Origin of the sequence: Pseudomonas sp. ADPe (assembly GCF_014843515.1) — a bacterium.
Lineage (GTDB): Bacteria > Pseudomonadota > Gammaproteobacteria > Pseudomonadales > Pseudomonadaceae > Pseudomonas > Pseudomonas citronellolis.
Map to the genome: position 1 here is coordinate 6,865,799 of NZ_CP062122.1, position 18,822 is coordinate 6,884,620.

General features: G+C 69.8%; 15 protein-coding genes. 7 read left to right on the plus strand and 8 right to left on the minus strand.

Annotated features, from left to right (window positions below; translation table 11 throughout):
• Positions 1–14: 14 nt before the first annotated feature.
• The 6 genes from IG194_RS30895 to IG194_RS30920 form a co-directional block, all read right to left on the minus strand.
• Positions 15–962, minus strand: coding sequence for a transporter (locus IG194_RS30895; protein ID WP_058489873.1), 948 nt, complete (start codon positions 960–962; stop codon positions 15–17).
• A gap of 15 nt (positions 963–977) precedes the next feature.
• Entirely contained in the window at positions 978–1,163 is a 186-nt protein-coding gene (locus IG194_RS30900; protein WP_058489874.1) for a hypothetical protein, read from the minus strand.
• Positions 1,164–1,224: 61 nt separating this feature from the next.
• On the minus strand, positions 1,225–2,046 hold the full coding sequence (locus IG194_RS30905) for an SDR family NAD(P)-dependent oxidoreductase (RefSeq protein WP_058489875.1): 822 nt from the start codon (positions 2,044–2,046) through the stop codon (positions 1,225–1,227).
• Complete coding sequence (locus tag IG194_RS30910) at positions 2,043–3,083, minus strand: NAD-dependent epimerase/dehydratase family protein (protein ID WP_058489876.1); 1,041 nt, start codon at positions 3,081–3,083, stop codon at positions 2,043–2,045. Before IG194_RS30910 ends, IG194_RS30905 begins: the two co-directional genes overlap by 4 nt.
• Position 3,084: 1 nt before the next feature.
• Positions 3,085–3,618, minus strand: a complete 534-nt coding sequence (locus IG194_RS30915) for a 2,4'-dihydroxyacetophenone dioxygenase family protein (protein ID WP_009622303.1) — start codon at positions 3,616–3,618, stop codon at positions 3,085–3,087.
• Positions 3,619–3,702: 84 nt separating this feature from the next.
• Positions 3,703–5,307 (minus strand): arylsulfatase, encoded by a 1,605-nt coding sequence (locus tag IG194_RS30920; protein WP_082656907.1) that lies wholly within the window; start codon positions 5,305–5,307, stop codon positions 3,703–3,705.
• Positions 5,308–5,418: 111 nt separating this feature from the next.
• On the opposite strand from IG194_RS30920, the gene IG194_RS30925 reads away from it, so the two are divergent.
• Positions 5,419–6,378, plus strand: coding sequence for an AraC family transcriptional regulator ligand-binding domain-containing protein (locus tag IG194_RS30925; protein ID WP_058489877.1), 960 nt, complete (start codon positions 5,419–5,421; stop codon positions 6,376–6,378).
• Between the two features lie 4 nt (positions 6,379–6,382).
• On the opposite strand, the gene IG194_RS30930 is transcribed toward IG194_RS30925, so the two are convergent.
• A complete protein-coding gene (locus IG194_RS30930) occupies positions 6,383–7,093 on the minus strand; it encodes a Crp/Fnr family transcriptional regulator (protein ID WP_052267809.1) in 711 nt (236 codons plus the stop codon).
• A 178-nt stretch (positions 7,094–7,271) separates the two neighbouring features.
• On the opposite strand from IG194_RS30930, the gene IG194_RS30935 reads away from it, so the two are divergent.
• From IG194_RS30935 to IG194_RS30955, 5 genes are all read left to right on the plus strand, one after another.
• Positions 7,272–10,781 (plus strand): indolepyruvate ferredoxin oxidoreductase family protein, encoded by a 3,510-nt coding sequence (locus tag IG194_RS30935; protein ID WP_058489878.1) that lies wholly within the window; start codon positions 7,272–7,274, stop codon positions 10,779–10,781.
• A 13-nt stretch (positions 10,782–10,794) separates the two neighbouring features.
• Positions 10,795–12,189, plus strand: coding sequence for an FAD-binding oxidoreductase (locus IG194_RS30940; protein WP_058489879.1), 1,395 nt, complete (start codon positions 10,795–10,797; stop codon positions 12,187–12,189).
• Complete coding sequence (locus IG194_RS30945) at positions 12,186–13,409, plus strand: alpha-hydroxy acid oxidase (RefSeq protein WP_058489880.1); 1,224 nt, start codon at positions 12,186–12,188, stop codon at positions 13,407–13,409. Before IG194_RS30940 ends, IG194_RS30945 begins: the two co-directional genes overlap by 4 nt.
• A complete protein-coding gene (locus IG194_RS30950) occupies positions 13,406–14,854 on the plus strand; it encodes an aldehyde dehydrogenase family protein (protein ID WP_058489881.1) in 1,449 nt (482 codons plus the stop codon). The genes IG194_RS30945 and IG194_RS30950 overlap by 4 nt, the downstream gene beginning before the upstream one ends.
• A 122-nt stretch (positions 14,855–14,976) precedes the next feature.
• Complete coding sequence (locus IG194_RS30955; RefSeq protein ID WP_082996300.1) at positions 14,977–17,097, plus strand: PQQ-dependent dehydrogenase, methanol/ethanol family; 2,121 nt, start codon at positions 14,977–14,979, stop codon at positions 17,095–17,097.
• A 10-nt stretch (positions 17,098–17,107) separates the two neighbouring features.
• Here IG194_RS30955 and IG194_RS30960 read toward each other — a convergent pair whose 3' ends face one another.
• Positions 17,108–17,827: a Crp/Fnr family transcriptional regulator gene (locus tag IG194_RS30960; RefSeq protein WP_009622312.1), complete on the minus strand. Its 720-nt coding sequence runs from the start codon at positions 17,825–17,827 to the stop codon at positions 17,108–17,110.
• Positions 17,828–18,048: 221 nt separating this feature from the next.
• On the opposite strand from IG194_RS30960, the gene IG194_RS30965 reads away from it, so the two are divergent.
• A complete protein-coding gene (locus tag IG194_RS30965; RefSeq protein WP_009622313.1) occupies positions 18,049–18,816 on the plus strand; it encodes a class II aldolase/adducin family protein in 768 nt (255 codons plus the stop codon).
• The last annotated feature ends 6 nt before the right edge of the window (positions 18,817–18,822 follow it).

An 18,822-nucleotide genomic window follows, 5' to 3' on the forward strand; every position in this document is an offset into this window, starting at 1 on the left:
CCCCCGCCCGTGCGTCAGAACGAAGCCAGGGGCACGGAAAGCGTCAGGTAGGCGGCGTGGCCTTCCAGGCGGTTGTAGGTGCCCTGCTCCTTGTAGGCCTTCAGGCGCAGCGACCAGGGCCGCGCGCCGGGGAAGTTCCAGGCCAGGGTCGCGCCCAGGGCCCGGGCGCGGCCCCGGAAAGGCCCGAGACTGGCGCCGCGGCCGCTGTCGCCAGTCAGCTGGCGGTAGTGGTAGCCGACCAGGCCGGCGGAGAAGCGTGGGCCGAAGTGCTGCTCGGCGGCCCACTCCAGGTGCGCCTCGTTGCCGCTGCGGTAGTCGGTGGCGGGGTTGGCGGCGTTGAAGGTCACGCCGGCGGCGACGGACAGGTCCAGGCCGATGGCCGGGTCGAACCAGGTCAGCGCGGCGAAGGGGTCGGCGCCCCAGTGGTGGAAGGCGAGGTTGGCCAGGGCCTGGTCGTCGTAGTCGCCGGCCGGCACGTTCAGCGACACCCCGCCCTGCCAGTGGAAGTTGCCGCGGTGCCAGCCGAGGAAGGCCGCCAGCACCGGGTCGCCGTAGGTGTAGTTGGAGGCGTGCACGTCGCTGGCGAAGCGCCCGCCCTGGGGCCCGGTCAGCTCGGCGTCGACGTCGAGGCCGGGCCCGCCCAGGGGCTGGCTCCAGGACAGCCCCAGGTTGCCGCCGAGCAACTGCGCGGAAGTGGACCAGAGCAGCGTCGGCATTGCCAGCCAGGTTTCCACATCGATGCCGGCCACCACCTTGCCGTTGAGGGGGAAGTCCCGGCTCGCCCCGGCGCTGCCGCTGTAGCGGTAGAAGTCGTTCTGCAGGTACAGCCCCGGCGGCGGCAGTACCCCGGCCATGGGGCCGCGGGAACCGAGCAGGTAGAAACCGGCGCCGTTCTCCACCGCCCAGCCCTGGCCGGCGCCGAACAGCAGGCAGCCGGCCAGCAACAAGGACTCACGGCGCATGCAGTACGGCATCCGTCATGGCAGCAGGTGGCTGCCCATCGCCAGTACCGGGGCTCCACCAGCTCCGGGGGTCGCCGGCACGGCCCCAAGGAACAGCAGATCGCCCTCCGGAGAAGTGATGAAAACCTGTGCAGCCAGACCGAGGACGACGGCCAGGATCAGGCTTGCGGTGATCAGAAGTTCTTTTCGATGGACGCGCATGCTCCGAACTCCTCCTGAAGGAAAATCCGAGTTGCCACCCGCCGGACGGACGGCAACCCCGTTACCGCTCGGCCTGCAGGGCCTTGGCGAGGGTCTGGTCGGTGATCCAGCGCAGCAGCGCGCTGGTCTTGCGCGCCATGCCGCGCAGCAGCCGGGCGCGGAACCCCGGGGTGATCATGAATTCGCGCTTGCGCAGCCCGGCGAGGATGCCGGCCACGGCCTCCTCCACCGTCAGCACACCGGCGGTGGCGTTGAGCGCCTCGGTGACCTTGCTGCCGTGCTGGCGCTCGTAGCTCAGCAGGGGCGTGGCGATCTCGCCGGGGCACACCACGGAGACGTCGATGCCGCGCGGCTTCTGCTCCAGGCGCAGGACCTCGGCCAGGCCCACCACGCCGAACTTGGAGGCGCAGTAGGCGGCCTGGGTGTAGCCGCCGATGACTCCCGACAGCGAGGCCACCAGCACCAGGTGGCTGCCCCGCTGCATGTAGCGCAGCACGCCGGCGGCGAAGTTGCGGCTGCCGATCAGGTTGATACGCACCACCAGCTCGAAGGTTTCCGCCGGCAGCTCGGTGAACAGCGCGGTGCGCAGGATGCCGGCGGAATTGAAGGCGAAGTCCGGCGCGCCCAACTTGGTCGCGGCGGCATCCACCGCCGCGTCCACCTCGGCGGCGCGGGTGATGTCGACGATGAAGGCCTCGACCTTCTGCTGCGGCTGCCGGCACAGGCCGCGCAGCTCGGCGAGCACGTTCTCGTCCACCCGCAGGTCGAACAGCGCCACGCTGGTGCCCTCGCCCACCAGGGCCTTGGCGATCTGCAGGCCGATGCCGCTGCCGGCGCCGGAAATGAAGGCGACGCGCGGCGTGCCGTGGGTCCACTGACTCATGCCTGGCTCTCCAGTCCTGCTGTTGCACCGGCGGCGCCTGCCGACGCCTGGCGCTGTGTGCGGAAATGCTCGGTCAGCTCCGCCATGGCCGCCTCGAAGCTCACCGGCGGCCGGTAGCCGAGCAGGCGCCGGGCCTTGTCGATGGCGAACTCGTTGGGCCCGCCCATCAGGCGGAAGGTCTGCCGCGTCAGGTGCGGACGCTGCGTCTGCTTGCGCAGATGCCCCCACCACTCCAGGGCGCTGGCCATGAAGCGCGCCAGCCAGTTCGGCAGGCTTTTCGGCGGCGGCGTCTGCGCGGCCTTGGCCAGGGCCTCCAGGTAGGTCTTCCAGGTCACGCCGAAGCCGTCGGCGGCGATGAACACATCGCCATGCACGTACTCCGAGCGCGCGGCGGCGATCAGCAGCGCCACCAGGTTGTTCACGTGCACCAGCCCGGCGTCCCAGTCGCCGGAGCCCAGCAGGCAGGGCGCGCCTTCGCGCATCACCTGCACCAAAGAGTTCACCCAGGGCATGCTGCCGACGCCGAAGACGTTGGCCGGCCGCACGATGGTGCCCTTGAGCCCGCGCGCCACGCCCTCGCGGGTGACGCGCTCCTGTTCCTGCTTGCAGAACTCATAGGCCGACGACGGCACGCCGACCGGGCTGCCCTCGCTCAGCCGGCCCTTGGCCAGGGCGCTGGCGAAGGCGCAGACGCTGGTGGTCACCACGAAGTGCGCGTCCCAGCCCAGGGCCAGTTCGATGGCGTGCTCGGTGCCCTTGACGGTCACTTCCACGTGGGACTGGGTGCTGCCCCAGTCGCTGACCACCGCGGCCAGGTGGAAGATGGCGTCCACCGGGCCGATCTGCTCGCGCAGTTCGAGCAGCCGGCGCACGTCGCCGACCACGATGCGGACCCTGTCGCCCCACTCTGCCGGCACAGGTTCGCCGGGCATCATCAGGGCGACCACGGCCACCTGCTCGGCCAGCAGCTGGCGCACCAGGTGGCGGCCGATGAAGCCGCCGGCGCCGGTGACGAATGCGCTCTGCAACCGGCTCATCTCACTCACCGAGCACGATCAGCTTGTCGCAGCTCTTGCCTTCGGCCGCGCACAGCGCGCGGTAGACGGCCAGGGCGGTCTTGGCGTCGAGGATGCGGATGACGTCGCCCTTCTCGTCGATGTCGACGTTGCTGCCGAAGATGGCGAACCAGACGTCGGCGATCTCGCTGGCGTCTTCGGCCACGCACAGGGTGTGCAGCGAATGCGCCGGCTCGTAGAGGTAGGAACCGGCCTTGTTCACCTTGTCCGGGTATTCGCGGTAGAACCACTCGCCCTGCAGGGTGACGGCGAACACCGGGCCGGTGTGGTAGTGGGTGTCGACGCCGAAGCCCGGCTTCATGCGGGTGCGGTTGATCCACAGGTTCTGGTTCAGGTCCACGTGCAGCAGCTGGATGGTGGAACCGTCGGGCAGGGCGACCCAGGGCAGGTCGTCTTCCAGCAGCAGGATCGCTTCGCGGGCGTGGTCACGGGACACCACCGGAGCGTTCTGCATGGCAGCGAAGACTTGCATGGCGGCGGGGCTGAGCTGACTCATCGGGGTAGAACTCCAATCTTGTTGTTATGCGCGCGCGCTGGCGCACGGGTATGTCGGGCGACCGCTCGCGGCCGCCCGGCAAGATCATTTCTCGGCGGACTTGGTGATCTGTTCCTTGAGCTGGTCGAAGCTCAGCGACACGCCCTTCTGCGCCGGCGGGAAGTCCTTGAAGGTCTTCAGGTGCGCGACTATGGCGTCGGTCATGCGGTTGAACACGTAGGTCTTCTTCTGCAGCAGGTTGGCGCGCGGGCCGGGCGCCTGGTCGTAGCTCTCGAAGGGGTCCTGGCGGATGTTGAACAGCCAGGGCATCTCCAGGGTCTTGGTGCTGCCGTAGTAGCCGTCGCGGGTGTAGAAGTGCGCCTTCCACTGGTCCAGGCGCACGGCCTGCAGGCGGCTCTCGGCGTAGTAGAAGATCTCGTGGCGCGCCGACTGGTCGGTCTTGCCTTCCCAGTAGGCCAGGTTGTCGAGGCCGTCGATGTAGTTCTTCTTCACCACGCCGGTGCCCAGGTCGTCGCCCTTGGCCAGGCGCTCGCGCACGTCGGGCATGCCGGCGGCCGACGCCAGGGTGGTGAACAGGTCCTCGTGGGACTGGATGCCATTGAGCTCCTCGCCCGCCGGGATGTGCCCCGGCCAGCGCACCATCATCGGCACGCGCACGCCGCCTTCCCAGGTGGTCATCTTGGTGCTGCGGTAGGGGCTGGTGCCGCCGAACGGGTAGGTCTCGTGCTCCGGGCCGTTGTCGGTGGAGTAGATGACGATGGTGTTGTCGGCGATGCCCAGGTCGTCGAGCTTCTTCAGCACCGTGCCGACGTCCTCGTCGTGCTGCAGCATGCCGGCGCAGTGTTCGTCCTCGCCGCTGGTGAACTGCTTGCAGCGCTCCAGGTACTGGTTCGGCGTGTGGGTGAAGACGTGCATGCGCGTGGTGTTGATCCAGGCGAAGAACGGCTTCTTCTGCGCCACGGCCTTGTCCATGAACTTGAAGGAGGCCTGGATCAGCTCCTGGTCCACGGTTTCCATGCGCTTGCGCGTCAGCGCGCCGGTATCCTCGCAGCGCTGCCTGCCCCACTTGCCGAAGCGCGGGTCCTCGCCGGGCGTCTCGCTGTCGGTGGCATAGCAGTGCAGCACGCCGCGCGGGCCGTAACGCTTCTTGAAGTTGGGGTCGGTCGGGTAGTCGATGTCCTCCGGCTCCTCCTCGGTGTTGAGGTGGTAGAGGTTGCCGAAGAACTCGTCGAAGCCGTGCACCGTCGGCAGGTACTCGTTGCGGTCGCCCAGGTGGTTCTTGCCGAACTGGCCACTGGTGTAGCCCTGGGTCTTGAGCACCTCGGCCAGGGTCACGGTCTGCGGCTTGAGGCCCAGCAGCCCGCCCGGCTGGCTGACGGTGGTCATGCCCGAGCGGATCGGCAGCTGGCCGGTGATGAAGGCGGCGCGCCCGGCGGTGCAGCTGGGCTGGGCGTAGTGGTCGCTGAAGATGGCGCCGGCCTTGGCGATGCTGTCGATGTTCGGCGTGCGATAGCCCATGGCGCCACGGCTGTAGGCGCTGAGGTTCCACATGCCGATGTCGTCACCGAAGATCACCACGATGTTGGGTTTTTCCGCCGCCTGGGCGGCGCCGCCCAATATCGACAGACCAAGGAGCAGCAGCGGCGCGGCTAATGTCGCGGCGAAGCGAGGCAGACAGGTAAGGATCATGTTTCTCGTTCTCGGTTTATCATCAACGGCAGGCGTGGCTGGTCATCGATCGGCAGGGCGAGACAGCACGCTCGAACGGTCACATGAAACGGCAAGAGGACGCTGGCGAACATGCCCGAAGAGGACAAAAACCGAACCAAAGTGGCCACGCCGGTCCAGCCGCGGCACCGCGGCGCCATGGGCCGGGTGCTGGCGCGCTTCCTCAGCGAGCACAGCGAAGCCGAGGAATTCGACCGGACGCAACTGGAGCAGCTATGGCAACGCGCGGCGCACATCGATCCGGCCGTCGGCCTGCACCTGTTCAGCCATTTCCTGCCCAGGGAGCGTTTCGTGCTGGTGCCCCTGACGCTGTGCTGCGCCAACGTCGGCGAGGCCCTGCGCTACTGGCAGCGCTTCGCCCACCTGGGCTCGGACCTCGATCGCCTGCGCATCGTCGAAGCCGCAGGCGAGGTGGCGCTGGAGGTGCAGATAGAGGCCTCGGAGCGCCTGCGCCGGCACTACAGCGAACATGCCCTGGCCATGACCATGACGCAGATGCGCGAAGGCTGCATCGAACCCGTGCTGCCGCTACGCGCCGAGTTCGCCTACCCGCGGCCGCCCTACCATGCGCAGTACCGGGAGTGGTTCGGGCCGAACCTGCAGTTCGGTTGCGAACGCACCCGCCTGGTCTTCGACAGTCGCGTGCTGGAGGTGCCGATGCGCGGCCACCACCCGGTGCTGGTGGAGCTGATCGTCAGCGGCCTGGAACAGCGCCTGGCGCGCCTGCAGCAGTTCAGCGGGGCCGCCGCGCGGGTGGCGCGGCACATCCGCGGCGAGCTGGAAAGCGGCGCCGCGCCCAGCCTGGAGAGCGCCGCCGCGGCGCTGCACATGACCCCGCGCACCCTGCGCCGGCGCCTGCTGGAGCAGGACCTGGGCTACCGCCAGGTGCTGGCCGCGGTGCGCACGGAGCTTGAGCAGTACCTGGAGCTGCAGGGCCTGGACCGCGAACGCATCGCCGCCCGCCTCGGCTACGCCGACACCGCCGCCTACCTGCGCGCGCGCAAGCGCTGGCAGGAGTGCCAGGAAGGCTGAAGCCTCATTCCCGGGCCAGCGCCTCCAGCCGGCCCCGGTCGAGCACCACGATGCAGCCGTACTTCTGCTCGATAATGCCGTCCTGGCCCCACTTCTTCAGCAACTGGCTGACCCGCTGGCGGGTGCTGCCCAGCAGCAGCGCCAGGGTCTCCTGGGACAGGCGCAGCTCGATGGCCAGCCCGCCATCGGCGTTGGCCGAGCCGAAGGCCGCGGCCAGCGCCAGCAGGCGGCTGGCCAGGCGCTGTTCCAGCGACTGGGTGGAAAAGGCCTCGAAGCCGACCAGCAACGCGCGCAGCATCGAACTCTGCAGGTGCAGCAAAAAGCGCGCGAAGGCGGGATGCCGGCCGATCAGGCTTTCGACGTCCGCCGGGGTGAGCTGCAGCACCAGGGACGGCATGGCCGCCTGGGCATCATGGATGCGCGGCTGGCCATCGAGCAGCGACACCAGGCCGACCCAGCAGCCCGGCTCGTAGAAGTTCAGCACCGCCTCCAGCCCATCCCGGGAAGTGCCGCTCAGGCGCAGCGAGCCCTCCAGCACTATGTACAGCCCATCGGCCCTGTCGCCGCGGCGGAACAGCCGCTGCCCGGCCGCCAGCCGGCGTTGCCGGCCGTGGGCCAGGACCTCGTCGCGCACCTCCGCCGGCAGCAGGGCGAACGAGGGGTTGCCCAGCAGCGTCCGCAGGTGGCTTGCCGATACCTCGGAAGGGGTAGTCATGAGTACTCCTACAGCGTCCTCGCATTGCAAATACCTAACAGTCTCCCGCGGTATCGCGCCGCACTATTTTCCAACGATCGTCGTGGCGCCATGAGCCGCCCGGCGGGCATGCCCTGCCCGCCCCGCCGCTTGTACTCCGCGAGAGACGCCAGAACAAGAATAAGCAGGAGACACCGTGATGAACGCCCCTCTGTCCCACCCGAGCGTCAGCCTCGACGACAAGTTCGAAACCCGCGAGGGCTGGATCTACCTCACCGGCACCCAGGCCCTGTCGCGCCTGCCGTTGCAGCAGCGCTGGCGCGACCAGGCCGCGGGCCTGGACACCGGCGGCTTCATCTCCGGCTACCGCGGCTCGCCGCTGGGCCGCTACGACATGGAGCTGTGGGCCCAGCAGGCGCGCCTGGAGGCCAACAATATCCACTTCATGCCGGGGGTCAACGAGGACCTGGCGATCACCGCGGTGTGGGGCTCGCAGTACGTCGGCCTGCTGCCCGGCTCGAGCGTGGACGGCGTGTTCGGCATCTGGTACGGCAAGGGCCCGGGCACCGACCGCAGCGCCGACGCCATGCGCCACCTGGGCAGCGCCGGCACCCACAAGCACGGTGGCGTGTTGGCCATCGCCGGCGACGACCACGGCGTCAAGTCCTCCTCGGTCATCAATTTCTCCGACCCGATCTTCATCGCCGCCGGCCTGCCGATCCTCTACCCGTCGAACACCCAGGAACTGCTCGACCTGGGCCTGCACGGCTTCGCCATGAGCCGCTTCTGCGGCTGCGCCGTGGGCTTCAAGGTGCACAACGACGTGGTCGAGGGCGGCGGCTCGGTGCGCGTCGGCCCGGACTCGCCGCGCATCGTCCTGCCCGAGCTGCAGGTTGCCCCGCACCTGGGGCCCCAGGGCCTGAACATCCGCACCTTCGACATCCCGCTGATGGGCGAGGAGCGCCTGGTCAATCACCGGCTGCCGGCGGCCGTGGCCTATGCCCGCGCCAACCGCCTCAACCACCTGTTGCAGGAGGTGCCCGGCGCCCGGCTCGGCGTGCTGTCGGCCGGCAAGTCGTACCAGGACGTGCTGCAGGCCCTGGCCGGGATGGGCCTGGACGAGACGCGCCAGCGCGAGCTGGGCCTGCGCATCGGCAAGGCCGGGCTGATCTGGCCGCTGGACCCGCAGTTCGTCCGCGAATTCGCCGACGGGCTGGACGCCATCCTGGTGGTCGAGGAAAAGCGCGGCATCCTCGAAGACCAGGTCAAGGGCATCCTCTATGACCTGGCGCTGCCCAACCACCCGCGCGTGGCCGGTAAATACGAAGCGGCCCAGGCCTTCGCCCCCGAGCATGGCGAGGCGGTGCTGCAAGGCTGGGGCGAGCTGTCGCCGACGCAGGTCATGCACGCCATCCACGGGCAACTGCGCAAGCTGCACCCCGGGTTGCCCGACATGGCGCTGCCGCCGGCCACCAACAAACTGCCCGGCCTGCCCGACCCGGCCTCGCCCAACCGCAACCCCGGCTTCTGCTCGGGCTGCCCGCACAACCGCTCGACCCAGGTGCCCGACGGCTCGCGGGCCATGGTCGGCATCGGCTGCCACGCCATGGCCGTGCTGCACGACCCGATCAAGACGCCGCCGATGTTCGCCCAGATGGGCGGCGAAGGCATGCACTGGCTCGGCCAGCACCGCTTCACCCGGGAAAAGCACGTATTCGTCAATATCGGCGACGGCACCTACTTCCATTCCGGCTTCCTGGCCATCCGCCAGGCCATCGCGGCCAAGGCCAACATGACCTACAAGGTGCTGTTCAACGGCTTCGTCTCCATGACCGGCGGCCAGCCCATCGACGGCGAGCTGACGGTGCCGCAGGTGGTCACCGAGCTGATGGCCGAGGGCGTCCGGCACATCTTCGTGCTGACCGACGACCTGGCCAAGCACCCCGCCGGCAGCCTGCCGGCCGGCGTGCCGCTGCTGCACCGCACCGAACTCGACGCGGTGATGCTGCGCTGCCGCGAGATCGAAGGGGTGTCGGTGATCGTCTACGACCAGCCCTGCGCCACCGAGCGCCGGCGCCTGCGCAAGCGCGGCAAGTGGGCCGACCCGGCCAAGCGCAGCTTCATCAACGCGGCTGTCTGCGAGGGCTGCGGCGACTGCTCCAGGGCCTCCAACTGCCTGTCCATCGAACCGCTGGAAACTCCGTTCGGGCGCAAGCGCAAGATCAACCAGAGTTCGTGCAACAAGGATTACTCCTGCGTCGAGGGCTTCTGTCCGAGCTTCGTCACCGTGCACGGCGGCAAGCTGCGCAAGACGCGCACCGCGGGCGTGGGCGCGGCGGACTTCCCGGCCATCGCGGAACCGGCGCTGCCGGCGCTCGCCGGCGAGTTCTCGCTGCTAATCACCGGCGTCGGCGGCACCGGCGTGGTCACCATCGGCCAGGTGCTCGGCATGGCCGCGCACATCGAGGGGCTGGCGGTCTCGGTGCTGGACGTCACCGGCCTTGCGCAGAAGTACGGCGCGGTGATGTCCCACGTGCGCATCGCCGCCGATGCGCAGCGCCTGCATGCCACACGCATCGCCACGGCCGAAGCCGACACCATAGTGGGCTGCGACCTGGTGGTGACCGCCGGCGACGAGGCCTTGCTGCGCGTGCGCCCCGGCCGCACGCGGGTGATAGTGGCGAGCGACCTGGTGCCCACCAGCGACTTCGCGCGCAACCCCGACTGGAAGATGGATGCCGGCGCGCTGGTCGAGCGCATCCGCCAGCGCTGCGGCGACGGCCAGCTGCTGGCCATGGAGGGCCTGCGCATCGCCGCGCAGCTGATGGGCGACAGCATCGCCGCCAACATGTTCATGCTCGGCGCGGCCTGGCAGCTGGGCAGCGTGCCGCTGTCCCACGCGGCCATCATGCGCGCGCTGGAACTCAACGCCGTGCAGGTCGACTTCAACAAGGCCAGCTTCCTCTGGGGCCGCCGCGCGGCAGTCGACCTGCAGGCGGTGGAACGGGCCGCCTGCGCCGGCGAGCCGGTCGCCCCCGCGCCGCGCATCGACATGTCCCTCGGGGCCATCGTCCAGCGCTCCATGGCCTACCTGGCCGAGTACCAGAACAAGGCCTATGCCCGGCGCTACAAGGCCCTGGTGGACCGCGCCATGGCGGCCGAGCGCGGGCAGGGCCTGGGCGAGCGCTTCAGCACGGCGGTGGCGCGCTACTACTTCAAGCTGCTGGCGATCAAGGACGAGTTCGAGGTAGCCCGCCTCTATGCTTCCGCCACCTTCAGGCAAGAACTCGATGCCGTGTTCGAGGGCGACTACAAGGTCCACTTCAACGTCGGCGCCTGGCCCTTCGGCGGCCTGGACCAGCACGGCAAGCCGTACAAGAAGGAAGTCGGGCCCTGGCTGCTGAAGGCCTTCGGCCTGCTCAAGCACTGCAAGGGCCTGCGCGGCACCCTCCTCGACCCCTTCCGCAACAGCGCCGAACGCCGGCTCGCATTGCGCCTGCTGGCCGAGTACGAGCGGGAGATCGACGGCCTGATCGCCAGCCTCGACGCCGGCAACCTCGACACCGCCGTCGCCCTGGCCTCGCTGCCGGAGAAGATCCGCGGCTATGGCCACGTGCGCCAGCGCCACGTCGAGCAGGTGGAAAAGGAACGCGCGCAGCTCAAGGCCTCGCGGCACGACATCGCCCGCGCGCCAGCCACTCCCCGCTAGGAGACGATCGCATATGGACCCCATAGTCGAGGCGCTGCGCGCCATCGTCGGCGACAACGGCGTGCTCTGCGCGGCCGATCTCGCCAGCCGTTCGGCCGGCGCCTTGCGCGCCGACCACCTGCGGGCGCGGGCCCTGGTGCGCCCGGCCAGCACCGGGGAAGTCGCCGCCGTGTTGCGCTGGTGCCACCAGCGCCAGTTGCCGGTAGTACCCCAGGGCGGCCTGACCGGCCTGGTACGCGGCGCCGACGCCGGGCCCGGCGAGATCATCCTGTCGCTGGAGCGCATGCGCGCCATCGAGGCCATCGACCCGCAACAACGCACCGCCACCGTACAGGCCGGCGTCACCCTGCAGGCCCTGCAGGAAGCCGTGGAGGCCCAGGGCCTGCTCTACCCGCTGGACCTGGGCGCGCGCGGCAGCGCCACCCTGGGCGGCACCGCCGCCACCAACGCCGGCGGCACCCGCGTGCTGCGCTACGGCATGACCCGCGACATGGTGCTGGGGCTGGAGGCCGTGCTGGCCGACGGCACCGTGGTGTCGTCCCTGCGCCCGCTGATCAAGAACAACACCGGCTACGACCTCAAGCAGCTGTTCATCGGCAGCGAAGGCACCCTGGGGGTGATCACCCGCCTGGTGCTGCGCCTGCGCGAGAAGCCGCTGGCCAACCACACCGCGCTGCTGGCGGCGCCGGGCTTCGACGCCGTGGCCGGCCTGCTGCGCCACATGGACCGCGCGCTGGGCGGCTCGCTGTCGTCCTTCGAGGTGATGTGGCAGTCCTTCTACCGCCTGGTGACCACGCCGCCGGCCAGGAGCCTGCCGCCGCTGGGCCAGGAGCACCCCTTCTACGTGCTGGTCGAGGCCCAGGGCAGCCAGCGCGAAGCCGACGGCCAGCGCTTCGAGGCCGCGCTCGAAGCGGCCCTGGAGCAAGGGTTGCTGAGCGACGCGGTGCTCGCCCGCTCCGACGCCGATGCGCAGGCCTTCTGGGCGCTGCGCGACGACGTGGAACAGGTGATGCGGCACGGCATGCCGCTGGGCTTCGACATCTCCCTGCCGATCGCCGAGATGGACGGCTACGTGCGCCAGGTGCAGCAGCTGCTGCTCGCGGAAGCCAAGGCGCACTGGCTCTACGTGTTCGGCCACCTGGGCGACGGCAACCTGCACCTGGTCGTCACCCTGCCCCACGCCGACCTCGAACGGTTCAAGCCGCGCATCGAGGCGCTGGTCTACGCGGAACTGCGGGCGCGCGGCGGCTCGGTATCGGCCGAGCACGGCATCGGGCTGGAGAAGAAGCCCTGGCTGTCGATCACCCGCAGCCCGCAGGAACGCGCGCTGATGGGCGCGATCAAGCGCGCGCTGGACCCCGCCGGCATCCTCAACCCGGGCAAGCTGCTCGACGGCGGCGCGCCATGACCTGCATCACCTGCATCGAGGACCTGCGTGCCCTGGCCCAGCGCCGCGTGCCGCGAATGTTCTACGACTACGCCGACTCGGGCTCCTGGACCGAGAGCACCTACCGCGCCAACCAGGCCGACCTGCAGCAGTTGCTGCTGCGCCAGCGCGTGGCCATCGACATCGACCGGCGCAGCACCGCCACCACGCTGCTCGGCCAGCGCCTGTCCATGCCGCTGGCGCTCGCCCCGGTGGGCGCGCTGGGCATGCAGCACGCCGACGGCGAAATCCTCGCGGCACGGGCGGCGCGGGCCTTCGGCGTGCCCTTCACGCTGTCCACCATGAGCATCTGCTCCATCGAGGACGTGGCCGAACACGCCGGCCCCGGCTTCTGGTTCCAGCTCTACGTGATGCGCGACCGCGCCTTCGCCCGGCGCCTGGTCGAGCGCGCCAGGGCCGCCGGCTGCACGGCGCTGGTGCTGACCCTCGACCTGTCGCTGGTGGGCCAGCGCCACAAGGACCTGAAGAACGGCCTGACCGATCCCTCGCGCATGAACCTGCGCCAGTTGCTCGACGTGGCCAGGCACCCGCGCTGGGCGCTGGGCATGGCCGGCACGCCGCGGCGCGCGTTCGGCAACGTGGTCGGCCACGCGCCCGGCATCGACAGCATGGCCGACATGGCGCGCTGGCGCGGCGGCGAGCTGGACCCGTCGCTGAACTGGGCCGACGTCGCCGAAATCCGCCGCTGGTGGGACGGCCCGCTGCTGCTCAAGGGCATCCAGGACGTCGACGACGCGCGCAACGCCGTGGCCCACGGCGCCGACGCCATCGTGGTCAGCAACCACGGCGGCCGCCAGCTCGACGGCACCCAGTCGAGCATCCGCGCGCTGCCGCCGATAGTCGAGGCGGTCGGCGCGCAGACCGAAGTCTGGATGGACGGCGGCATCCGCAGCGGCCAGGACGTGCTCCGCGCCCGCGCCCTTGGCGCGCGCGGCTGCCTGCTGGGGCGCGCCTTCGTCTACGGCCTGGGCGCCCTCGGCGAGGCCGGCGTGAGCCGCGCGCTGGAGATCATCCACAACGAACTGAGCCTGAGCATGGCCTTCTGCGGCCACACCGACATCGAGGCCGTCGGCCCGAGCATCCTGCTGCCCCCGTGCCCCTGGCCGGGGGCCAGCGCCCTCCCGCACGGCCCGCTCCATCCCGGACGGGACGCGCGGCTACCCACCGGAGACCTGTCATGACCACGCAAACCCCCATCCAGCGCCTGGAGCGCCTGTTCGCGCTGCAGAAAGCGGCCTTCGCCCAGGACATGTTCCCCAGCGCCGAGACGCGCATCGAGCGCATGTCGCGCATCGTGCCGATGATGTACAGCTACCGCGCCAGGATCCACGAAGCGCTGGTGGCGGACTTCGGCAGCCATTCGGGCGCGGCGGCGGACCTCACCGAAATCCTGTCGATGGTCGAGCGCGTGCGCTTCGACTGCGCCAACGTCCATGAGTGGATGAAGCCCATCGCCAAGCCGGTCGACCCCGCCACCCAGGGCGAGTCGCTGGCCTACGTGCAGTACAGCCCCAAGGGCGTGGTGTGCAACATGGCGGCGTGGAACTTCCCGTTCGACGTCGGCATCGGCCCGCTCATCGACATGCTCGGCGCCGGCAACCGGGTGATCCTCAAGCCCTCGGACCTCACGCCCAACAGCGGCGCCCTGCTGCAGGAAATGTTCGCGGCCTACTTCGCCGAGGACGAGGTCGCGGTGGTCAACGGCGACCTGGAACTGGCCCGGCACTGCGCCACGCTGCCCTGGGACCACCTGCTGTTCACCGGCGGCACCGCGGTGGGCCGCGAGATCATGAAGCGCTGCGCCGAGAACCTGGTGCCGGTCACTCTCGAACTGGGCGGGCGCAACCCCACCATCGTCGGCCGCGACAAACTCGGCGACGCGCAGACGCTGGCGGCCATCGCCGGCATCAAGGCCATCAAGCGCGGCCAGCTGTGCATCACCGTCGACCACCTGCTGGTGCCCGAGGAGGGCCTGCAGGACTTCGTGAAGGCCTTGAGCGAAGTGATGCAGCACAGCTTCGGCCACGACAACGGCGCCAGCAGCGCCAGCGGCATCATCAACCAGCGCCACGTCGAGCGCCTGCAACGCCTGCTGGAGGACGCCCAGGACAAGAGCGACCAGGTGATCCGCATCGGCCACGAGATGGATGCCGGCGCCCGCGACATGCCCTTCCACATCGTGGTCAACCCGCGCGACGACGCCCAGGTGGTGCGCGAGGAAATCTTCGGCCCGATCCTGCCGGTGCAGACCTACAAGAGCACCGACGACCTCATCGCGCGCATCAACCAGGGCGACACGCCGCTGGGCATCTACCTCTTCAGCGACGACCCGGCGCTGCGCCAGGCGATCGCCACGCGCACCCGTTCGGGCGGCGTGTGCTTCAACATCGCCGTGATGCAGGGCGCGCTGGCGTCCATGGGCTTCGGCGGGGTGGGCGCCAGCGGCATGGGCCGGCACCACGGCGAGGAAGGCTTCCGCGAGTTCTCCAACCCGCGCGGCTTCTACGAGCGCCGCGCCGGCGGCAGCTTCGAGCTGATCACGCCGCCCTACGGCGCCGCCACGCGCCAGCTGATCGACACGGTGGCCTATCCGCAGGTGGCAGCTGCGCTGGGGCTGGAGCCGTGACCTGCACAGCGCGTCACACCTGACGGCCGGCCCCGGCGGCGGCCTGCCGCCGGGGCACCGTCCTGCGCACTGAGCCTCGCCCGAAACGCGCCGCCGCTGGCGGCACCATGGGGGAACCCAGCATGAAAGCACCTTGGAATACCGGGGCGGCGCTGCTGCTCGCGGCTCCGCTGGCCTGGGCCGGCGGCCCGGCGGCGGTCGACGCCCAGCGCCTGACTGCCGCCGACAGCGAGCCCGGCAACTGGATGAGCACCGGCCGCACCTACGGCGAGCAGCGCTATTCGCCGCTGGAGCAGGTCAACGAGCAGAACGTGGGGCAGCTGGGCCTGGCCTGGGACTACGGGTTCGGGCTGGACCGCGTGGTCGAGGCCACGCCCCTGGTGGTGGACGGCGTGATGTACACCACCAGCGCCTACAGCATCGTCCACGCCCTGGACGCGCGCACCGGCAAGCTGCTGTGGCAGTACGATCCGGGGGTCTACCGCGGCATCCAGGGCTCGGGCTGCTGCGACGCGGCCAACCGCGGTGTGGCGGTGTGGAACGGCAAGGTCTACGTGGGTGTCTACGACGGCCGGCTGGAGGCGCTGGACGCGCGCAGCGGGCAACGCGTCTGGTCGGTGGACACCGTGCTCGACCACGCGCGCAACTACACCATCACCGGCGCCCCGCGCATCATCAAGGGCAAGGTGGTGATCGGCAACGGCGGCAGCGAGTTCGGCGTGCGCGGCTACGTCACCGCCTACGACGCCGAGACCGGCGCACAGGCCTGGCGCTTCTTCACCGTGCCGGGCGACCCGGCGCAGGGCGACGAAACCGACACCATCGGCATGATCCGCAAGACCTGGTTCGGCGACCAGTACTGGAAGCAGGGCGGCGGCGGCACCGTGTGGGACTCGATGGCCTACGACGCCGAGCTCGACCTGCTCTACCTCGGCGTCGGCAACGGCTCCTTCTGGAACTACGGCCAGCGCTCGCAGGGCAAGGGCGACAACCTGTTCCTCTCCTCCATAGTCGCGGTCCGCCCCGACACCGGGCAGTACGTCTGGCACTACCAGACCACGCCGGGCGATGCCTGGGACTACACCGCCACCCAGCACATCATGGTCGCCACCCTGGCCATCCACGGCAAGCCGCGCAAGGTGGTGATGCAGGCGCCGAAGAACGGCTTCTTCTACGTGCTGGACGCGGCCACGGGCAAGCTGCTCTCGGCCGCCCAGTACGCGCCCAAGGTCAACTGGGCCAAGGGCGTGGACCTGCACAGCGGCCGGCCGATCGTCGACCTGGAGGCGGCCGACTACTGGAGCAAGGGCGAGACCAAGCTGGTGTTCCCCGGCTCCCAGGGCGCTCACAACTGGCACCCGATGAGCTACAGCCCGAAGACCGGCCTGGTCTACATCCCCACGCAATCGACGGCCGACATCCTCCATCCGAAGGCGAAGATCGACATACCTGCCAAGGGCCAGTGGAACTCCGGGGTAGAGCTGCCGCCGATGCCCAGGGACAAGAAGAGCATCGACGAATTCGCGCGGATCTACACCGGCAAGCTGCAGGCCTGGGACCCGCTGCGGCAGAAGGAAGCCTGGTCGGTGCCCTACGCGCAGATCGCCAACGGCGGCACCCTGGCCACCGCCGGCAACCTGGTGTTCCAGGGCACCCACGATGGCCGCCTGCTGGCCTACGCGGCCGACAGCGGCAAGCTGCTCTGGCAGCGCGAAGTCAGCAGCGGCGTGGTGGCCGCGCCCATCACCTACAGCGTGGACGGCGAGCAGTACGTGACCTTCAGCAGCGGCTGGGGCGGCGCCTACCCGATCACCCTCGGCGCCCTGTCCGAACGCACGCGCACCGTGCCCGACGCCCGGGTGTTCACCTTCAGGCTCGGCGGCAACGCGCCCATGCCCGAGGTCAGGCGGCGCGCCCTCGTACTGCCCGAACCGCCGCCGCTGAGCGCCGACGCGGCCACGGTGGCGGCCGGCGACCAACTGTTCCGCGAGCACTGCGGGGTGTGCCACGGCCTGGGCGCCTTCAGTGCCAACGTGATTCCCGACCTGCGCTACATGACGGCGCAGACGCACAAGGACTTCCAGAGCATCGTCGCCGGCGCGCGGGCCGGCCGCGGCATGCCGCCGTTCGCCGGGCGGCTGGCGCCGGAGCAGGTGGAGCAGATCCGCGCCTACCTGATCGAGCGCGCCCACGACCGGCGCGCCGAACTGCAGGCCGCGGGCCAGCCACCATCGGGCACCTAGGGTCGCTGGGCTAGCGGTCCGGCCGCTCCTGGGCCAGCGTCTGCAGGGCGTCCGGGCGTAGCAGCAGGAGCTGGCCGTAGCGCTGGCGGATCAGGCCCTGCTGCTCCCACTGCTTGAGCACCTGGTTGACGCGCTGGCGGGTGGCGCCGATGAGCTGCGCCATGGACTCCTGGGACAACCGCAGGTCCAGGGCCACCCCCTGCGCCTCCTTCGTCCCGAAGGACTCGCTCAGCCCCAGCAGGCGCCCGGCCAGGCGCTGCTCCAGCGACTGCGTGGAAAAGGCGGAGAAGGCCACCAGCATGGCGCGTAGGCGCGACACCTCCAGGTCCAGCAGCATGCGCACCAGCGCCGGGTGCCGCTCGCACAGCTCGCCCAGGGCCAGCGGGCTGATGTGCAGCACCTGGGAGGGCTCGTGGGCATGGGCGTCGTGCAGGCGGTTGCTGTGGTCGAGCATCGACACCTCGCCCAGCCAGCTGCCCGGCTCGTAGAAGTTCAGCACCGCCTCCTGGCCGTCGCGGGTGGTGTTGCTCAGGCGGATGATGCCCTGCAGCACGATGTACAGGCCATCCGGCGGCTCGCCGCAGCGGAACAGCTGCTGGCCGGTGTTCAGGGCGCGCACGCCGGCGCGGGCCAGCATGTCGTCGCGAACCTGTTCCGGCAGGCCGCCGAACCAGGGGCTGGCCAGCAGCACGGCAAGATGGGACTCCGACAACATCGAGGGGAAGGTCACGCCTGAAGGCTCCATGGAATCCGGGACGTTGCTCCCATTATTCGGCCGACGGGCGAGCCAGCACAAGGCGCATCGACGGCCTCCCCCAATCGGCCGCAAGGGGCGACCGGGCGCCAGCAGGACGGACGTCAAATTCAGGACAGTCGCCGCACCTCGCCACGCCTTAGCCTCGGGCGCTCCACCACAACATCTACAAGAACACCTACAAGAAGGAATGCCCCATGGCCCACGAACTCGCCCTCCCCCATGTCCGCGACCAGGTGAGCGACGAAGAATGGCAACTGCGCGTCAACCTCGCCGCGTGCTACCGGCTGGTCGCCCTGTTCGGCTGGACCGACCTGGTCTTCACCCACATCAGCGCCCGCGTCCCCGGCCCCGAGCATCACTTCCTGATCAACCCCTACGGCCTGCTGTTCGACGAGATCACCGCCTCCAACCTGGTGAAGATCGACCAGGACGGCAACAAGGTGATCGACAGCCCCTACGACGCCAACCGCGCCGGCTTCGTCATCCATAGCGCCATCCATGCCGCGCGCCACGACATCCAGTGCGTGCTGCACACCCACACCCGCGCCGGCGTCGCGGTCAGCGCCCAGGAATGCGGCGTGCTGCCGATCAGCCAACAGTCCACCTTCGTGCTCTCCTCGCTGGCCTACCACGACTACGAGGGCGTGGCCCTGCGCGACGACGAGAAGCCGCGCCTGCAGGCGGACCTGGGCAACAAGCTGTTCTTCATGCTGCGCAACCACGGCCTGCTCACCGTCGGCCGCAGCGTCGCCGACGCCTTCCTCAACATGTACACCTTCGAGACCACCTGCCAGATCCAGCTGGCGGCCCAGGCCGGCGGCCAGCTGGTGCAGGTCGATCCGCAGATCATCGACGGCGTGGCCGAGGTGGTCGACAAGCAGACCGGCGGCCAGGGCGGCGACTTCGTCTGGCCGGCGCTGCTGCGCAGGCTCAACCGCATCGACACCAGCTATCGCGACTGAGGAGCC

Bases quoted from the DNA above. Each gene is read 5' to 3' on its own strand.
- IG194_RS30895 (WP_058489873.1), bottom strand. From the start codon at position 962: ATGCGCCGTGAGTCCTTGTTGCTGGCCGGCTGCCTGCTGTTCGGCGCC.
- IG194_RS30955 (WP_082996300.1), top strand. From the start codon at position 14,977: ATGAAAGCACCTTGGAATACCGGGGCGGCGCTGCTGCTCGCGGCTCCG.
- IG194_RS30935 (WP_058489878.1), top strand. From the start codon at position 7,272: ATGAACGCCCCTCTGTCCCACCCGAGCGTCAGCCTCGACGACAAGTTC.
- IG194_RS30915 (WP_009622303.1), bottom strand. From the start codon at position 3,618: ATGAGTCAGCTCAGCCCCGCCGCCATGCAAGTCTTCGCTGCCATGCAG.
- IG194_RS30900 (WP_058489874.1), bottom strand. From the start codon at position 1,163: ATGCGCGTCCATCGAAAAGAACTTCTGATCACCGCAAGCCTGATCCTG.
- IG194_RS30925 (WP_058489877.1), top strand. From the start codon at position 5,419: ATGCCCGAAGAGGACAAAAACCGAACCAAAGTGGCCACGCCGGTCCAG.
- IG194_RS30910 (WP_058489876.1), bottom strand. From the start codon at position 3,083: ATGAGCCGGTTGCAGAGCGCATTCGTCACCGGCGCCGGCGGCTTCATC.
- IG194_RS30945 (WP_058489880.1), top strand. From the start codon at position 12,186: ATGACCTGCATCACCTGCATCGAGGACCTGCGTGCCCTGGCCCAGCGC.
- IG194_RS30950 (WP_058489881.1), top strand. From the start codon at position 13,406: ATGACCACGCAAACCCCCATCCAGCGCCTGGAGCGCCTGTTCGCGCTG.
- IG194_RS30940 (WP_058489879.1), top strand. From the start codon at position 10,795: ATGGACCCCATAGTCGAGGCGCTGCGCGCCATCGTCGGCGACAACGGC.
- IG194_RS30905 (WP_058489875.1), bottom strand. From the start codon at position 2,046: ATGAGTCAGTGGACCCACGGCACGCCGCGCGTCGCCTTCATTTCCGGC.
- IG194_RS30965 (WP_009622313.1), top strand. From the start codon at position 18,049: ATGGCCCACGAACTCGCCCTCCCCCATGTCCGCGACCAGGTGAGCGAC.
- IG194_RS30930 (WP_052267809.1), bottom strand. From the start codon at position 7,093: ATGACTACCCCTTCCGAGGTATCGGCAAGCCACCTGCGGACGCTGCTG.
- IG194_RS30920 (WP_082656907.1), bottom strand. From the start codon at position 5,307: ATGATCCTTACCTGTCTGCCTCGCTTCGCCGCGACATTAGCCGCGCCG.